Annotated in this window: 11 protein-coding genes; 8 read left to right on the forward strand and 3 right to left on the reverse strand. The window is 46.5% G+C overall.

Annotated features, from left to right (window positions below):
* Positions 1-61 precede the first annotated feature (61 nt).
* Together pnp and ACXAH6_RS09830 are read left to right on the forward strand one after the other, a co-directional pair.
* Positions 62-2,176: a polyribonucleotide nucleotidyltransferase gene (gene pnp / locus ACXAH6_RS09825; protein ID WP_474876489.1), complete on the forward strand. Its 2,115-nt coding sequence runs from the start codon at positions 62-64 to the stop codon at positions 2,174-2,176.
* A gap of 59 nt (positions 2,177-2,235) precedes the next feature.
* Entirely contained in the window at positions 2,236-2,529 is a 294-nt protein-coding gene (locus tag ACXAH6_RS09830; protein ID WP_474876490.1) for a DUF1244 domain-containing protein, read from the forward strand.
* 49 nt (positions 2,530-2,578) lie between these two features.
* Here ACXAH6_RS09830 and cdd read toward each other — a convergent pair whose 3' ends face one another.
* On the reverse strand, positions 2,579-3,001 hold the full coding sequence (gene cdd, locus ACXAH6_RS09835; RefSeq protein ID WP_474876491.1) for a cytidine deaminase: 423 nt from the start codon (positions 2,999-3,001) through the stop codon (positions 2,579-2,581).
* Positions 3,002-3,110: 109 nt separating this feature from the next.
* Between cdd and nlpI the strand changes: the two genes are divergently transcribed.
* The gene (gene nlpI, locus ACXAH6_RS09840; RefSeq protein WP_474876492.1) at positions 3,111-3,998 is read left to right on the forward strand and encodes a lipoprotein NlpI; all 888 of its coding nucleotides are present in this window, start codon (positions 3,111-3,113) and stop codon (positions 3,996-3,998) included.
* Positions 3,999-4,001: 3 nt separating this feature from the next.
* Complete coding sequence (locus ACXAH6_RS09845; protein WP_474876493.1) at positions 4,002-5,489, forward strand: tetratricopeptide repeat protein; 1,488 nt, start codon at positions 4,002-4,004, stop codon at positions 5,487-5,489.
* On the opposite strand, the gene cysZ is transcribed toward ACXAH6_RS09845, so the two are convergent.
* Entirely contained in the window at positions 5,486-6,226 is a 741-nt protein-coding gene (gene cysZ / locus ACXAH6_RS09850; RefSeq protein WP_474876494.1) for a sulfate transporter CysZ, read from the reverse strand. The two genes, ACXAH6_RS09845 and cysZ, sit on opposite strands and share 4 nt — an antisense overlap.
* 256 nt (positions 6,227-6,482) lie before the next feature.
* On the opposite strand from cysZ, the gene smc reads away from it, so the two are divergent.
* The 4 genes from smc to ACXAH6_RS09870 all read left to right on the forward strand — a co-directional run bounded on the left by smc (position 6,483) and on the right by ACXAH6_RS09870 (position 16,387).
* Positions 6,483-9,950: a chromosome segregation protein SMC gene (smc, locus tag ACXAH6_RS09855; RefSeq protein ID WP_474876495.1), complete on the forward strand. Its 3,468-nt coding sequence runs from the start codon at positions 6,483-6,485 to the stop codon at positions 9,948-9,950.
* 19 nt (positions 9,951-9,969) lie between these two features.
* Positions 9,970-11,241: a cell division protein ZipA gene (gene zipA, locus ACXAH6_RS09860; RefSeq protein WP_474876496.1), complete on the forward strand. Its 1,272-nt coding sequence runs from the start codon at positions 9,970-9,972 to the stop codon at positions 11,239-11,241.
* A gap of 57 nt (positions 11,242-11,298) precedes the next feature.
* Entirely contained in the window at positions 11,299-13,338 is a 2,040-nt protein-coding gene (ligA, locus tag ACXAH6_RS09865; RefSeq protein WP_474876497.1) for an NAD-dependent DNA ligase LigA, read from the forward strand.
* Between the two features lie 160 nt (positions 13,339-13,498).
* A complete protein-coding gene (locus ACXAH6_RS09870) occupies positions 13,499-16,387 on the forward strand; it encodes a ligand-binding sensor domain-containing diguanylate cyclase (RefSeq protein WP_474876498.1) in 2,889 nt (962 codons plus the stop codon).
* Positions 16,388-16,412: 25 nt separating this feature from the next.
* Here ACXAH6_RS09870 and ACXAH6_RS09875 read toward each other — a convergent pair whose 3' ends face one another.
* Complete coding sequence (locus tag ACXAH6_RS09875) at positions 16,413-16,943, reverse strand: DUF2062 domain-containing protein (RefSeq protein ID WP_474876499.1); 531 nt, start codon at positions 16,941-16,943, stop codon at positions 16,413-16,415.
* Positions 16,944-16,962: the final 19 nt, after the last annotated feature.

Here is a 16,962-nt window from a genome sequence, read left to right on the forward strand (position 1 = left end):
CCGCTATACTATTGGCCGCGTTGAAAAGCGATAAAATAAAGATTGAAATAAAGGACAAATAGTGACTCCTATTACTAAAACTTTCCAGTATGGCCAACATACTGTGACACTTGAAACTGGCGTTATTGCACGTCAGGCAACAGCAGCAGTACTAGCTAGCATGGACGATACCTCTGTACTAGTGACTGTTGTTGGTAAAAAAGAAGCAAAAGCTGATCAAGACTTTTTCCCTCTTACTGTGAACTATCAGGAAAAAACCTACGCAGCAGGTAAAATTCCTGGTGGTTTCTTCAAACGTGAAGGCCGTCCTTCAGAAGGCGAAACCCTAATCGCACGTTTGATCGACCGTCCAATCCGTCCACTTTTCCCTGAAGGCTTCAAGAACGAAGTTCAAGTGGTTGTGACAGTTGTTTCTGCTAACCCTGAAATCCCGACTGACATCATTGCCATGATCGGTACATCAGCTGCTTTGGCAATCTCAGGTATTCCGTTTAACGGTCCTATCGGTGCCGCTCGTGTTGGTTATACCGACGGTGAGTACGTATTGAACACCCGTAACACAGAACAAGAAGCGAGCGAGCTAGACCTCGTTGTTGCTGGTACTGAAGGCGCGGTATTGATGGTTGAATCAGAAGCCAACGTGCTTTCTGAAGAAGTGATGCTTGGTGCGGTTATGTACGGTCACGAGCAACTTCAAACTGTTGTTAGCAACGTAAACGAATTCGCTGCTCAAGTTGGTACTGAGAAGTGGGATTGGCAGCCAGAAGCTGAAAACACAGAGCTTAAAGAGAAAATCAAAGCACTTGCTGAAGCGGGCATGACAGCCGCTTACCAAATTTCTGATAAGCTAGAGCGTAAAGATGCGGTAACTGCTGTAACAGAAAAAGCATTAGCTGACATCCTTGCTGAGAACGAAGAGCAAGACCAGAAAGAAGTCCTTGAGCTACTTCACGACCTTGAAAGCGACGTAGTACGTTCACGTATTCTTGCTGGTGAGCCACGTATCGATGGCCGTGATCCTGCAATGGTTCGTGCACTTGACGTTGCTACTGGCGTATTGCCACGTACTCACGGTTCTGCTGTGTTTACCCGTGGTGAAACTCAGGCGCTAGTTGTTGCTACACTAGGTACAGAGCGCGACGCACAGATGATTGATGAATTGTCTGGTAAGCGTGATAGCCGCTTTATGCTTCACTATAACTTCCCTCCATACTGTGTTGGTGAAACAGGTATGATCGGTTCGCCTAAGCGTCGTGAAATTGGTCACGGTCGTTTGGCTAAGCGTGGTATTCAAGCTGTAATGCCGAGTGAAGAAGAATTCCCGTACGTAGTACGTGTGGTTTCTGAAATCACTGAATCTAACGGTTCATCTTCAATGGCTTCAGTATGTGGTACGTCATTGGCATTGATGGATGCCGGTGTACCGATTAAAGCCTCTGTTGCTGGTATCGCAATGGGCTTGGTGAAGAGCGACGAAAACTTCGTTGTACTTTCAGACATCTTGGGTGACGAAGATCACTTGGGTGACATGGACTTTAAAGTAGCAGGTACCTCTGACGGTGTGACTGCACTTCAAATGGACATCAAAATTGAAGGTATCACCAAAGAGATCATGCAAATCGCGCTTAAGCAAGCGAAAGAAGCACGTCTTCATATCCTTAACGTAATGGATGATGCAATTGGTGGTTCACGTGAAGAGTTGAGCGAATTCGCTCCGCGTATCTACACGCTGAAAATTGACCAAGACAAAATCCGTGAAGTTATCGGTAAAGGTGGCGCAATGATTCGTCAGATCACTGAAGAGTCAGACACCAACATCGAAATTGAAGACGACGGTACAATTAAGATTTTCGCAACAGAGCGTGCGAAGTCTGAAAAAGCCATTGCAATGATTGAGCAGGTTACTGCTGAAATCGAAGTTGGCAAAGTGTACAACGGTAAGATCACCCGTATCGTAGACTTTGGTGCATTCGTTGAAGTATTGCCAGGTAAAGAAGGTTTGGTTCACATTTCACAAATCGCTCACGAGCGTGTGAACAAAGTAACCGACTACCTGAAAGAAGGCGAAATGGTTGACGTGAAAGTAATGGAAATTGACCGTCAAAACCGTGTTCGTTTGAGCATCAAAGAATTGCTAGAAAAGCCAGCACCTAAAGAAGACACTTCTGCAGAGTAATGGTCATTAAGTAATTATCTAAAAGGGAGCGAAAGCTCCCTTTTTTGTCGGAGAAAATCATGGATAAGCAAACCCAAACCGAGATAGAAGCCGCGGCGTTTAGACGCTTGTTACAGCATTTAGACGAGCATAAAGAAGTGCAAAATATCGATTTGATGATATTGGCCGATTTTTGCCGTAACTGTTTAGCTAAGTGGTACAGTGCTGCAGCCGCAGAGCAGGGGGAAGAAATCGACTATGAAGCGGCTCGTGAAATTGTCTATAAGATGCCTTACAGCGAGTGGAAAGACAAGCATCAGTTGCCTGCTACACAAGCGCAGTTAGACGCCATGGCAGCGAAGAAAAAAGCGTAAGATGAAAAGCAGGGCGCAATGGCACGTAATGGCGCTAACGCCCTGATGGTTATTTGTCTAAATCGCTGGGCGTAAACGCGAAGGGCAGGAGTTCTGCCATCGTAACCGTTTGGCTTTTTCCGCTTTGGGTGACCATGGTTACTGTAGTGTCTGGGTCGCAGAATTCGCTGATTTTTTGGCGGCAATTACCACAAGGGTAACAAAAGTCATCATTCGGGCTGGCGATTACCACTGACTTAATTTTTTGGCATCCATCCATCACCATCATACCAATGGCGGTTGCTTCGGCACATTGCCCACTTGGAAACGCAGCATTCTCAACGTTACAGCCACTATACATTTGGCCGTTGTCGCCCAAAATGGCGGAACCAACACGAAAATTTGAATAGGGCGCATAGGATTTAGTTTGTGCTTCTAAAGCGAGGATTGTTAATCTTTGTTGCAATTTATTCTCCGTAAAAAAGACGTCCATTACCGCGTCGGACTTTACATTTTATCGTAAATGCGAGAAGGTGACGGCTCTTAGCACGTCGGTGATGTGCGGCTTGAATCGTTATTTTTCATTTGAATACAGTTTTAACATGCGCAAACTCGTTAGTCTCATCTTTTTTACTGTTTTTTTAGCTTTAGGTGGCTGTGCGTCAGTTCAAGAACCTGAGGCGCAAACACAGATGTCGAATTTGTTGGTGCCCGAGCCAACACCCATGAATATGCGCTCTCAAGTAGCGATAACCCGTTATAATCAGATCTTGGCTAATGCCAAGTTAAAAGAGTCTGACCGAGCGCAATTTTATTATCAGCGCGGTATTTTGTATGACAGTGTTGGGCTTGCTGGTATGGCTCAGTTTGACTATTCTCAAGCGCTGAACTTAAAGCCAGATATGGCAGAAGCGTTTAATTCTATTGGTGTGCATTTGGTACAGCAAAGAGAGTTTGTTCAAGCGTATGAAGCTTTTGACTCAACGTTAGAAATTAACCCTAACTATGAGTTTGCTTTTCTCAACAGAGGCATCGCCTTGTACTATGGTGGTAGACCCGAGTTAGCATTAGAAGACTTTAGCCGCTTTTTAGCCAAAGACGAGTCAGACCCTTTTCGAGTGTTGTGGCGTTATTTCGCTCAACACGATGTCGACCATGAAGAGGCTTTAGCAAACTTGGCTGAAAATCGATTAGCATTGAATAATCATCATTGGGCCACGAGTCTCGTGGATTTGTTCTTAGGTACAATTGATGAACAAACATTGCTCAACAATCTCATTGTTGGTGTAACCAATGAAAAGCAACTTACCGATCGACTGTGTGAGGCCTATTTCTACCTTGGTAAGTATCACAGTGAACGCGACAACCGTGGTGTTGCATCTAATTACTTTAAGTTTGCGCTGAGCACCAACGTGTTTGAATACGTTGAACATCGCTACGCGCGGCTTGAGCTCGACCGGCTACGTCAGTCTTCGGCTTCAATGAATTAATACATGCATAAAATTAAAGTAGTGTTATTGGTACTGCTCGCAGTACCTTTTTTGTGTGCAGATTCAGGCCGAAGTATCAGTCAGCTGTTATTTAACGCACAGCGTGCTGTAAACCCGCAATCGCTATTATTTCAAGCGGCTAAACAAGGCAGTGAGGAAGCGGCCGAGCAATTGTTGGATTTAGCGGATAAAGCCAAACAAATTAGCTGGATCAAAAAACTGGTTAACTTGGGCAATGCGCGTGCAGCGTGGATTTTAGTAAAACACACCGATAGTGAGCGTGCTGCTAACCGTTGGGTACAAGTCGCGGCTTACGGTGATGTGCCCGAGGCCCAATTTCAATATGCAATGAATTTGGAAGACGGCGAGCGCCGTGAATCTTGGTTAAAAAAAGCGGCAGAGCAAAGTTATCGTCCTGCTGAGCTAGCGTTGGCTGACTGGTATTTATTACATCAGCAACCGGACAAAGCAAAACCTTGGCTGTTCAATACTGCCGAAACAGACGCAAAAAGTGCTTTTCAGCTTGGTCGTTTATTGTGGCGCGAAGAAGCACATGACGAGGCAAGAAAATATATCAAATTGGCCGCAGATGCAGGGTTTGACATTGCTCAACGCTACGAGGTGGCGTTAGAGCGCTATTCTGAACAATCCCTTGCTGCGTTGTCGCTGACCAATCCTTGGGTGAGCGCGAAAACCTGCCATCAACGTATTCAATTGATCGCAACAGGCATTGCAAGTATTGAGCAAGCCCACCGTTTTTATCAAGCGTTTCATCAAGATGAGCGTCTACAATCACTGCCCATTTGCTTGTCTCAACCCGTATGGTTAAAAGAGGGCAGTGTAGCGTGTGACGATAATTGGCAAGGCTCGGGGCGGCTGGGTTGTGACCTACAACCTCTTGAAACATTTGCCCGAGTTCGCCAGTTCACCCATGCGGTGATTTTCGCTCCCCAAGGTAAGGCAAATGTTCACAATGGCGTGATGTATTTGGATGTGGGAGACACCTACAGTGTGTTTATACACGAACTGGCGCATTTTGCCGGCTTTGTTGATGAATATCCGATGAGTGCGGCCTTGGCTGAAGTGTATTGCGAACGTAGAACTGCACCAAACCTAGTGTTTAACGGGCAAATTACTTATGCGCCATTGGCTAATATTCGTCGCTGGTCAGAGTATGCGAAACCAGTACAGCTTTATCCTGCCCGTACTTGTAACAATATTGATGTACCTAGTTATAAGCCAAGCCGCGATATTACCTTTATGGAAAACCACGATAGCCATACTATTCCCGGCTTGTATAAAAAAATATGGCAGTGGCAACTGGCTAACCCTAAGGCCCAGCGCCCCATTGCTTTAAACTTCTTTCAGCTGTTTGAAAAGCAAGGAAATAACGCTAAGGCGGAATATTGGTTGAATGAATTTAGGCGTATTCAAGGTGTTGATCGCACAGTATCGCAAGACACTGTGCGGCCCGAGGATTATGCCGATTAGCTCAGTGCGTCTTGTTTAAATTCTTCCACCCACATGGCGGTGGCGCCGCAGATAGCAACGGGCATCACAATAAAGTTCACCACTGGTATGAGGGATGTGAGGCTGACCATAGTGCCAAAAGAGAAAGCCAACCCTTTGCGTTGCGATAAATGGTGACGCATAGGTTTAAATGGCACTTTGTGGTTATCAAATGGATAATCACAATACTGTACCGCCATCATCCACGCATTAAATAAAAACCACAGTATTTGCCCAAATATCGGGACGAAAAAAAACAATAGCAAAAAGCCTATTGCACGAGGAATATAATACACCAGCTTGGTTAACTCTCGGCCTACCGTACGCGGGATGTCTTTGATAATCGACATCAGGCCTTCGTCTCCCATTTCTTGCCCGGTGAGATAACGCTCTACTTTTTCTGATAATAACCCGTTGAAAGGGGCAGCGATCCAGTTGGCCAACGTACCAAAAAGTAACGCGAAAACCAGTAATACACTTATAATGGCTAGCGGCCAAAGAATAAATGCGAGGCCGTCTTTTATCCAGCCTAACCAATCTGGGATCATGTTGACCAAACTGGTAATACCCACGCTAATTTCTCCATAGAGATAGTAAAAAGCAGTGGCAAACAAGACCAGATTAATAAATAAAGGCACGAGCACAAAACGTTTCAAGCCTTTTGTGGAAATAAGATCGATGCCTTGTAGAAAGTAGCCTACGCCGCTTTTTGTTGCCATTGGTACTCCTTAGTGACTGGTGGCTGAGCGCATTACAATTGGGTTTGCGCATTGCCTTAAGTATATCGAGGCAATCCTCAGAAATTAAATCCTAATTGTTACGCTTCATGAACTTTGTTACATTCAGACAATAACAACAACATTTCGTGCGCACACGACGTTTCAATATGGACATTCAGCTATTTATCGATAATGACCGACAGCATTATCGCACACCGCCTACTCGCATTCATGGCCGCCCGTGCCAGGAGTGTCGATGCGTCTAAAGAAAATTAAACTGGCTGGGTTTAAGTCTTTCGTCGATCCTACCTCTATTCCGTTTCCTTCCGATATGACGGCCATTGTTGGTCCGAACGGTTGTGGAAAGTCCAATGTAATCGATGCTGTACGCTGGGTATTAGGGGAAAGCTCTGCCAAAAACCTGCGTGGCGACGCCATGACAGACGTGATTTTCAATGGTTCTTCTGCACGAAAGCCGGTTGGGCAATGCAGCGTAGAGCTGGTGTTCGACAACAGTGCTGGGCGCATTGCTGGCGAATATGCACAGTACAACGAACTGTCAATAAAGCGATTGGTGACACGAGAGGCGGTGTCGACCTACTTTCTGAACGGAACAAAGTGTCGCCGTCGCGATGTAACCGACTTGTTTTTGGGAACTGGGCTAGGCCCTCGTAGTTATGCCATTATCGAACAAGGCATGATTTCGCGCCTTATTGAGTCAAAACCGCAAGAACTGCGTGTTTTTATAGAAGAAGCCGCTGGTATTTCCAAGTACAAGGAGCGGCGTCGTGAAACAGAAAACCGTATTCGGCATACCCAAGACAACTTGGAGCGTTTAGAAGACGTAAGAGGTGAGTTGGGTAAGCAGCTCGAAAAGCTACAGCGTCAAGCCGCAGCAGCGATGCGTTACAAATCGCTCAAAGCAACTGAGCGCACGTTAAAGAGTGAGCTTGCAGCGTTACGTTGGTTAAAGCACAGTGATGCGGCTGATAAGCTAGAGCAACAGCAACGAGAACTGCAGAGTGAACTAGACGCATTAGTTGCCCAACAGCGGGGCGACGAAGCAGGTATTATTAAGTATCGCGAACAACAGCTAGATTTAAAGGCCAAGTTAGATACCACACAGCAAGCGTTGTTTTCAGTGGGAACCGCAATAACTCGGTTAGAACAAAACGCCTTGCACAGTAAGCAGCGCAGCGACCAAATAGCCCAAGAACTCCAAGAGTTACACCAGTTGCTAGATGGTGCTGAATCTGAATTGTTGAGCTTGGCCGAACGCAGCGACATCGTTGACGCGCAACTCGAAGCTCGCGAGCCTGAACAAGCACTTATCGAAGCACAATTGTTCCAAGCGCAAGAGCATAGAGACACGGCTGAAACTCAGCTTAATAGTCACTTTCGGGCTTTTCGTGATCAGGAGCAAGCCTATCATTCACTGAAACAGCAAGTGCAAGCGTGTCATAGTCAAATTCAGTCGACAATGGCCATGCAATTGCGCACGGAACAACGGCTGAATGAGCTAAAGCAAGAGCAAAACGATGTACAAGATGAAGAGCTACAAACACAAATAGAGGCGCTGACAGACGCGCTTGTAATTGATGAAGAAAAAAGTGAGCAACTGGCAATAACCTTAGCTAACAGCCTTGAGGAGGTTGATGACGCGAAGGTAATGGTGCAAGACGTGCGTCAACAAATGGCCGAGGTTAATCAATTACTGCAAAATGCCCGCTCCAGTTTGGCGGCGTTGCAAACAATGCAGCAAGCTGAACAACCTAGTGAACAAGTGTTGGCAGGAGCGAATCCAATGTGGCAATGGGTTGTTCCAATTGCAGGGGCTGAAGCCGTTGTCGAGTCGGCACTAAGTTGGTTGGGTAATCCTCAAGTTTCTGAGGAAATTGGGCTGGAAAACCTCACTCAGTCGGTGTCGCAGTTGGCACGAGGAGTACGTTATTTTGACCCGCAAAAATTTACCACGCATAAGCGCGAAAATAGCTTGGCGAAGCTGGTCGAAAATGACACTGTGCCACGTGTTTTCAATCAAATACACATAGCAGAAAGCCTCCAACAGGCCGACTCGCTATTGCCACAAGACAGTAGCGATATTGTTGCAATACTGACGGAAGATGGTCATTGGTTAGGAGAAGATTGGCTATCGACAGGCGCTAAAAGTGATGAAGGAGTATTGCAACGAGCCGCTAAAATTGACCAGTTGTCTTACCGTATTGATGAGCTCGAACTGGAATCTGAGGCGATTCAAGAGCAACTTCAACATCAAGAGCAAGTGTTGAGTCAGAAACAAAATCGTGTCGATGAGAACAAAGCGGCGCTCTCACAACACGATACGGCAACCCAACAACGTCAGGGCCAGCGCGAGCTTTTGCAAATGCAACAGCAGCAGGCTCAATCTCGCAAGCAAAAATTGATTGACGACATTGAACGGCAATCACACCAGATGCTGCAAGAAGAGCAGCAACTCACTAGCTTGTCTGACAAACTCGAAATGCTCGAAGCTGAATTAGAAACGTATACCGAGCAACAACAAGAATCACAAACGCAGTATGAAGCCTTACAAAGAGAAGTAGAACAGGCGCGTGCGAATGTTGAGCGTTTGACCCAGCAACAACATCAACATGTATTGTTAGTTCAGCAATCACAAAGTGAACAACAAAATGTGCGCAATCAGCAAGCACGACTGCAACAGCAAGTTGGCCAATGGCAGGATAAAAAGACCAACTTAGATGCAGAAGCTAAACAGCTCTCTGTGCCAGCAGAAGCCCAGAATGAGCAGTTACAAGCTTATTTATTAGAGCGTGAAGAATACGAAGAACAGCGAATTGTGTTGCAAACAGAACTGTCAGAATTAGACAATTTATTGCAGCAAGCACAGCAGGATCAACACGGTGTTACGCAGCAAATTCAACAGCGTCAGAAGCAAATTGATGCGTTGAAACTGGAAACCGAAGGTTTTCGAGTTAGGGCAACGTCGGTATTGGAGCAATTGCAAGAAACCGGGCTTTCACTAAAGTCGATTTTAGAAAGTTTGAGTGAAGACGCTGAAGAAAAGCAATGGCAAGCTGAACTAGAAAAGACCACATCAGCCATTCAACGATTGGGTGCGGTGAATCTGGCGGCCGTTGAAGAGTATGATATTCAGGCAGAACGCAAATCTCATCTCGATACCCAGTTCGACGACTTACAAGAGGCGTTGGACACCTTGCAAAGTGCCATTAGGAAAATTGACAAAGAAACCCGAAGTCGCTTCAGTGACACGTTTGAGCAAGTGAATGAAGACTTGAAGCAACTGTTTCCTAAAGTCTTTGGTGGTGGGTCTGCTTATCTTGATCTCACCGACGACGACTTACTTGAAACCGGGGTAACGATTATGGCGCGACCACCTGGCAAGAAAAATAGTACAATTCACCTGTTAAGCGGTGGAGAAAAAGCGTTAACCGCTTTATCATTGGTGTTCGCCATTTTCAGACTCAATCCTGCGCCGTTTTGTCTTTTGGATGAAGTGGATGCGCCGCTCGACGATGCCAACGTTGGGCGTTTTTGTAAGTTGGTGTCTGAAATGTCGAAAACGGTACAGTTTATTTACATCACCCACAATAAAATAGCGATGGAAATGGCGAATCATCTCACTGGGGTGACAATGGCGGAGCCTGGCGTATCTAGAATGGTCGCTGTGGACGTTGATGAAGCTGTTGCATTCGCAGAAGCATAAGAAAGGGCGACAAGAGTAGATGGAAGAAGAATTACGTCTGTCATTACTGCTAATAGGTAGTGTTTTTATTATTGGTATTCTGGCTCATGGTATGTGGAATGTTCGCAAGAACAATCAGCGCAAGAAGCCAAATCGTGTTGAACCCAAAGGTTGGGAGCAGCAAAACGACGCCGAATACGATGACTATGACGAGCATGCTGAGCGCGACGATCGCGAAGTATTACAAGACGACGAAACCGCACACACCGCCGATGAGTATGACGAATTGGGTGTGGGGAAAGTACGTGTTGTTGAAAGTGGTCAGGTTGCATCCAACGCCGATGAAGCGGAGGACGATACAGACGCGACGACGATTGAACCATCAAGTTTAGATGACGAACCTCAAGAACCAGAAAAAGAAACCATTAAATTGTATGGCTCAGTGGTATCTAACCCTAAGCCTCATATGGTTTCACAACGCAGCCATGTGACTAAGGTCGACACGCCGGCAGCCGAGCCAGTGCCAGAGCCGCCAGAGTTTTTGTTGAAAACAGAGCCGGAGGCCGTACCGTCACAGTTGGACCAAGCGCGAGAACAAGCCCCAGACTTTGCACTAGACAGCGAAGCAATGGCACCTATTCAGGTTGAGGAAAATCAAGACAGCGCCACGTCTGCCGGTGAGGTACAACCTGAAAAACGCGGTACATTACGCCGTAAAACAAAAAGCGCTCCTCGCCGTCGTCAGGAACCCAATTTTGGTGATGACGAGCAAATGCGAATCGACTTTGATCCTAGTTCTGAGGTGCCGGAGAATACCCGTATTGCAGACCAGCCTCAGGATACGCCTTCATCTACGCCTGCGCCCGCGTCTGGTAACGTGGAACAAGAGGTCTTGGTACTCAATGTGCGAGTGCCTGATGAAGAACCAATCAGTGGTGCGGCTCTGTTGCCTATGTTGTTGACGCTAGGGTTTAAATTTGGCGATCAGGACATTTTTCATCGCCATGCTAACCTCAACGGCAAAGGCCCAGTATTGTTTAGCTTGGCGAACATGTTCAAACCTGGCGTGTTTGATATCGACAATCTAGAAACCTTTACCACACAAGGCGTATCTTTGTTTATGTTGTTGCCCATTGACGGCGATCCACATCAGGTCTTCAATATGATGCATAATGCTGCACGGAAATTGGCTGACGAATTTAGCGGGCAGGTACTCGATGGTCGCCGCAGTGTGTTAACCAAACAAGGGTTACAACAATACGTAGAGAAAATCAGAGAGTTTGAACGAAAACGCATGATTGCCCGCCATTAACCCCATCGACAGACAGGCAGGCCACAAGGCCTGCCTTTTTAATTAGAGTGTAACACCATGACTGACTCAAACTCAGTAGACTCTCAACTGAAAACGTTGCGAGACACCATCAACGAATATAACTACCAATACTATGTACTGGATAACCCTACCGTGCCGGATGCTGAGTACGACAGGTTAATGCAAACGTTGCAGGCGCTGGAGAAAGCGCATCCAGATAAGGTTACCGATGATTCGCCGACACAAAAAGTGGGCGGCCAGCCATTAAGTGCATTTGAACAGGTCACACACGAAGTGCCGATGCTTTCGTTAGACAATGCTTTTGATGAAGCGTCATTGTTGGCATTTGAAAAGCGTTTATCAGACCGATTAAAAGATACTCGTGAACTCACTTTCAGCTGTGAGCCCAAACTTGATGGGTTAGCAGTGAGTATTTTGTATGAACAAGGCAAGCTAGTACGCGCTGCCACCCGTGGTGACGGGCAAGTGGGTGAGAATATTACCGCTAATGTACGTACTATCGCCAACGTACCATTAACATTACGAGGCTCTGATTGGCCTGCGCGAGTGGAAGTGCGTGGTGAAGTATTTATGCCCAAAGAAGGGTTTGATGCACTGAATGAACGGCAGAAAGCCCAAGGCGACAAAGTGTTTGCCAACCCGCGTAATGCGGCTGCCGGTAGTTTGCGACAACTCGATTCGCGCATAACAGCTAAACGCCCCCTTATGTTTTATGCCTATTCTTTGGGCGTAGTAACACCTGATACATTTGCCTTGCCACTTTTTCACAGCGAGCGGTTGCGTAAGTTGGCAGAGTGGGGAATGCCATTGAGCCCTGAGGTTGATACTGCGAATGGCGCACAAGGTTGTTTAGCCTATTACCAACGTATCATGGATGCGCGTGATAACTTACCGTATGACATTGATGGTGTGGTGTTTAAAGTTGATGATATTGCGGTTCAACAACAACTCGGTTTTGTTGCACGCGCGCCGCGTTGGGCGATAGCACATAAGTTTCCTGCACAAGAAGAAATGACAACCTTACTCGATGTGGAGTTTCAAGTGGGGCGGACGGGCGCAATTACGCCGGTCGCTAGGTTGGAACCTGTATTTGTTGGTGGTGTGACGGTGTCGAATGCGACGTTACACAATCAGGACGAAATTGAACGGCTAGGCGTGATGGTAGGTGATACCGTAGTGATACGTCGTGCTGGCGATGTGATCCCTCAAGTAGTCTCTGTAGTTGAAGCAAAACGTCCAGCTTCCGCGACTCACATTGTGTTTCCTAGTGCGTGCCCTATTTGTGAGTCACATGTTGAAAAGTTAGAAGATGAAGCGGTTGCCAGGTGTACGGGGGGGCTAATATGTGCAGCGCAACGCAAGCAAGCGTTAAAGCACTTTGCATCACGTAAAGCCTTGGATATCGACGGTTTGGGTGACAAGCTAGTTGAGCAGCTCGTGGATGCTGAATTAGTGAAAACGCCTGCTGATTTTTTCCATCTGACACTGGGGCAATTAATTGGCCTTGAACGTATGGGAGAAAAATCGGCGGTAAACTTGCTACGTGCCTTGGATACGGCCAAAACCACTACCTTTGCAAAGTTTCTCTATGCGTTAGGTATACGTGAAGTAGGAGAAGCGACGGCGATGAATCTGGCAGATCACTTTGGTGATCTAACCCGTTTAATGGCGGCGAGTGTCGAAGCGTTGCAAGAGGTACAAGACGTGGGGCATGTAGTGGCACAACATATCGCGCACTTTTTTGCAGAAAGTCATAACCAAACGGTGATCGAGGGCTTGCTTGAGGCGGGCTTGCACTGGCCTGTAGTAGAAGTAAACGAGAATACGGGCGAACAACCGTTGGCAGACAAAACTTGTGTGCTAACGGGCACGTTGTCGGCTATGTCACGTGATGAAGCAAAAGCCCTATTACAACAACTGGGCGCAAAAGTGACCGGTAGCGTGTCGGCCAAAACGGACTTTCTTGTTGCCGGCGAAAAAGCAGGCTCCAAGTTGACCAAAGCGGAAAACCTCGGTGTTGAAGTATGGGACGAAAGTAAGTTAATCGAGATATTACAAACCCACGGGTTAAGATAACCCCATAGCTCAACGCAAAAAGTATAATGTAGCAACGCCCGATATGATGTGTCGGGCGTTGTTGTGTTTATGATGACAATTACCCAAGGGCGTTTACTTTTGTGTTCAGGAAGCGAAGCCAGTAGCATAATAAGTGAACATTATTAAAAAGCGAAAAAACTTGAAGTCTGTATCTTATTTCATCCTTGTCCTGACCGTGTTATGTGCCTGTGTGGTAAATGTAGGCGCGGCTTTTGCTGCAGACGTTGTGCCTTTGAATCGGTACTTTACGCAAACTTGGGGCACACAAGATGGCTTGCCACATAACAGTATCAATGCCCTTGAGCAAACGCCCGACGGTTATATTTGGGCAGGAACATGGGAAGGGGTTGCGCGTTACAATGGTATTGAGTTTGAGGTGTATACCCGAGGCGAACGTACAGGTTTACCAGATTCGGGTATTCGTAGCTTGTACTATCACCCTGGTAGCGATGCACTGATCGTAGGGGGAGGGAGAGGAGGCATCTCTTTGGTATCTGGTCAGCATTGGCAAGCGCTGCCCAATACTACCTCTATGGTTAATTACGCCTTTAAAAGTGCTGACAACGCATTGTGGTTAGCGTTGGAAGATGCGGGGATACAAGTCAGGTTTGCTGACGGTTCACATGCACAATATTTAGCGCAAGGAAGTGCTTATCAAATTACCGAAGATCATGCAGGGCGGATCTGGTTCGCCACAAATCAGGGGCTATTTGTTTATCAAAATCATCAATTTAGCCGCGCCCAACCCAATCTAAACGCATTGTCAGAGCCGACCTTTGCTCTGGGGTTAAATGTCAACGGCCAGTTACTGGTCGGTACCGAAAAAGGTATATGGATACAACGAGGTGACAGTTTTTCTTTGCTACACGAAGCCCTCGAAAAGGTCACTATTACGAGTATTTTAGTGGATGATCAGAACAGCGTGTGGGTTGGAACTATCAATCATGGTTTGTATCGCTATAGCACACGGGGCTTGGAGAAACTCGACGCTACTGGAGGCCTCCCCAATAATCGTATTTTTTCGTTGTTACAAGACTTAGAAGGTAATATCTGGGTGGGCACCAACGGCGGCATGTTCCGTTTGCGCAGAGCGCCGTTTACCACCTTTACTGCAACACAAGGATTGAGTGGTAATTATATCAGAACGGTTATGCAACAAGCGGATGGGGGCTTATTGGTTGGCAGTAGCAGTGGCTTAGACTTACTTGAACATGACCAATTTATGGCAATTCCGACTGACGATGGGCGAACCTTGTCGGTACTGAGTTTGATGCAGCGTAGCAGCGGTGGTGTGCTTGTTGGTACCTATACCGATGGAGTATGGATATATGAAAACGGTGCACTGAGGCCGTGGTTAGACAGATACAATGGTTTGCCAAGTAATGAAGTGAGGGCAACGTTGGAAGCCCATGATGGCAGCCTTTGGATAGGCACGGCGCAAGGCCTGATCAGGCAATTGCCGAATGGACACTTAGAGTCATATGATGAAAGTAATGGGCTACAAGCGCACTTTACCATGGGGCTTGCTGAAGACAAATTTGGCCGTGTTTGGATCGCAACTGGATTAGGTGTAGCATATTACGACAAGGGCGTAATTCACCAAATCACGTTTCCCAAGCAGTCAGATGCACAATATGCATTCAGCTTTTATGTTGATGATAATGGCACATGGATGGCGACTGATCGCGGTGTAGCGTTTTACGAAAATAAAACATCCTCAGTCAAACTTGTCGGTAAAGCACAAGGGTTGCCGGTTGATAAGATTTTTTCTATTAACTTTGATGCTCAAGGTCAGGTATGGATCACGTCTAACAGAGGTATTATTCAGACTACGTCGAATGCGTTAACCGCGAGTTTGGCTGATCCAACAGTCCAGCTCACTTTTGAGTGGTTTAAAGAAGAAGACGGCTTGATGAGTATTCAGATGAATGGTGGCTCTCAACCCTCTCAGTTTATTGATGACAAGGGCGATCTTTGGTTCGCTTCGGCCAAAGGGCTAGCGACAACGCAACCGCATAATTTAGCCAAAATTAGTCAGTTTCCCATTCCAGTCAGTATTGAGAACGTTTTGTTAGATGGTGAGATACAGTCTCGCTCAACAGCAAACGAAGACGTCGTGGTCTCTTCCGCTGTTGATCGATTGTCGTTTAAATATGCAGGTCTCGGCTTTGCCATGCCTACACGTATTGAATATCAGACTTTGCTTGAAGGGTTTGACAAACACTGGGTTAATCGCGGCCAACTAAGGGTGACGGAATACACCAACTTAATGCCAGGGCAATACAGGTTTAGAGTACGGGCTCGGTATCCTGATGGAGAGTGGCACGAACAGGTCAACCCTATTTCAGTAGTTGTGAAACCGCATTTTAGCCAAACAAGCTGGTTTAAAATTGTGATGTTTTCGGCATTTTGCTGCCTGATATACTTGGTATATAAAGCTCGCTTTGCACACCTCAAAAAATCAGAAGCGAAACTCAAGGCAAGAGTAAAACAACAAACACAGTCTTTGGAGCAACAAAGTAAATTGTTTGAGTATCAGGCCACACACGATCTGCTGACGGGCATTGCGAATCGTCGAGCATTTGACGAACAGCTCGTTCATTGTTTTGAACAGGCCAAACTCGAACAGCAACCGCTTTGTTTAGCACTGATTGATATTGACCACTTTAAACAAGTGAATGACCAATATTCCCATTTGGTGGGCGATAAAGTGATTGCAGAAGTGGCTTGCCAGATGTCTCAAATAGCGCCACAAGACGCGGTTTGCGCGCGTTGGGGCGGAGAGGAATTTGCGTTGCTGTTTCCGAACAGAGATATTGCTCAGGCACGACAGTGTGTTGGAATGGTCAGGGAAGTGATCAAATCTCATGATTTTCATGATATTGCGCCGCAATTATCGATATCAGTCAGTGCTGGGATTGCTAGCATTCACACTGCAAACGATTACGACACCTTGTTAAAACATGCTGACCAGGCGCTTTATCGAGCCAAACATCAAGGTCGCGACCGTGTGGTTATTTTTGAATAGGCCTAAACAGCTTATTTGAGCAACCTTACTTAGTGTGTGAGGTTGCTCGTTCCAACTGGCGGTCTCGCCAGGCTTTTTTGACCGACCGACGCCACAACCAATTTAAAATATAGTAACCAAGAATGCTCGACACAACCGAGCATATCAGGCAGCCAACCAAAAACGCTGGGCCGATCGTTTCTAAACTTGTGATTATCCAGTCCCAACTTAATTCAAATTTAAATGAGCCTAATTCGACCCCTAGTACAGTCGCGCCTACGACATAGCAGGCGTAGAATACCGGAGGCATAGTTATAGGATTAGTTAACCACACCGTTGCCACTGATATGGGGAGGTTGACGCGAAAAATAATGGCGCAGCCTGCGGCTAGCCACATTTGAATGGGGAGCGGGCAAAAGGCAAAGAAAAGCCCAATAGCAAACGCGCCTGATGCCGAACGTCGGTTAAGGTGCCACAGGTTTGGTTCGTGGAGAATCTTACCAAAAATCTTTAGGCCCTTGTGGTTTTTAACCTTCTCGTGGCTTGGCAATATACGTTTTATAAAATTCTTTGGCATAGCAACTTAAAACAAACTC

Source organism: Alteromonas sp. ABE4_545 (genome assembly GCF_056161325.1).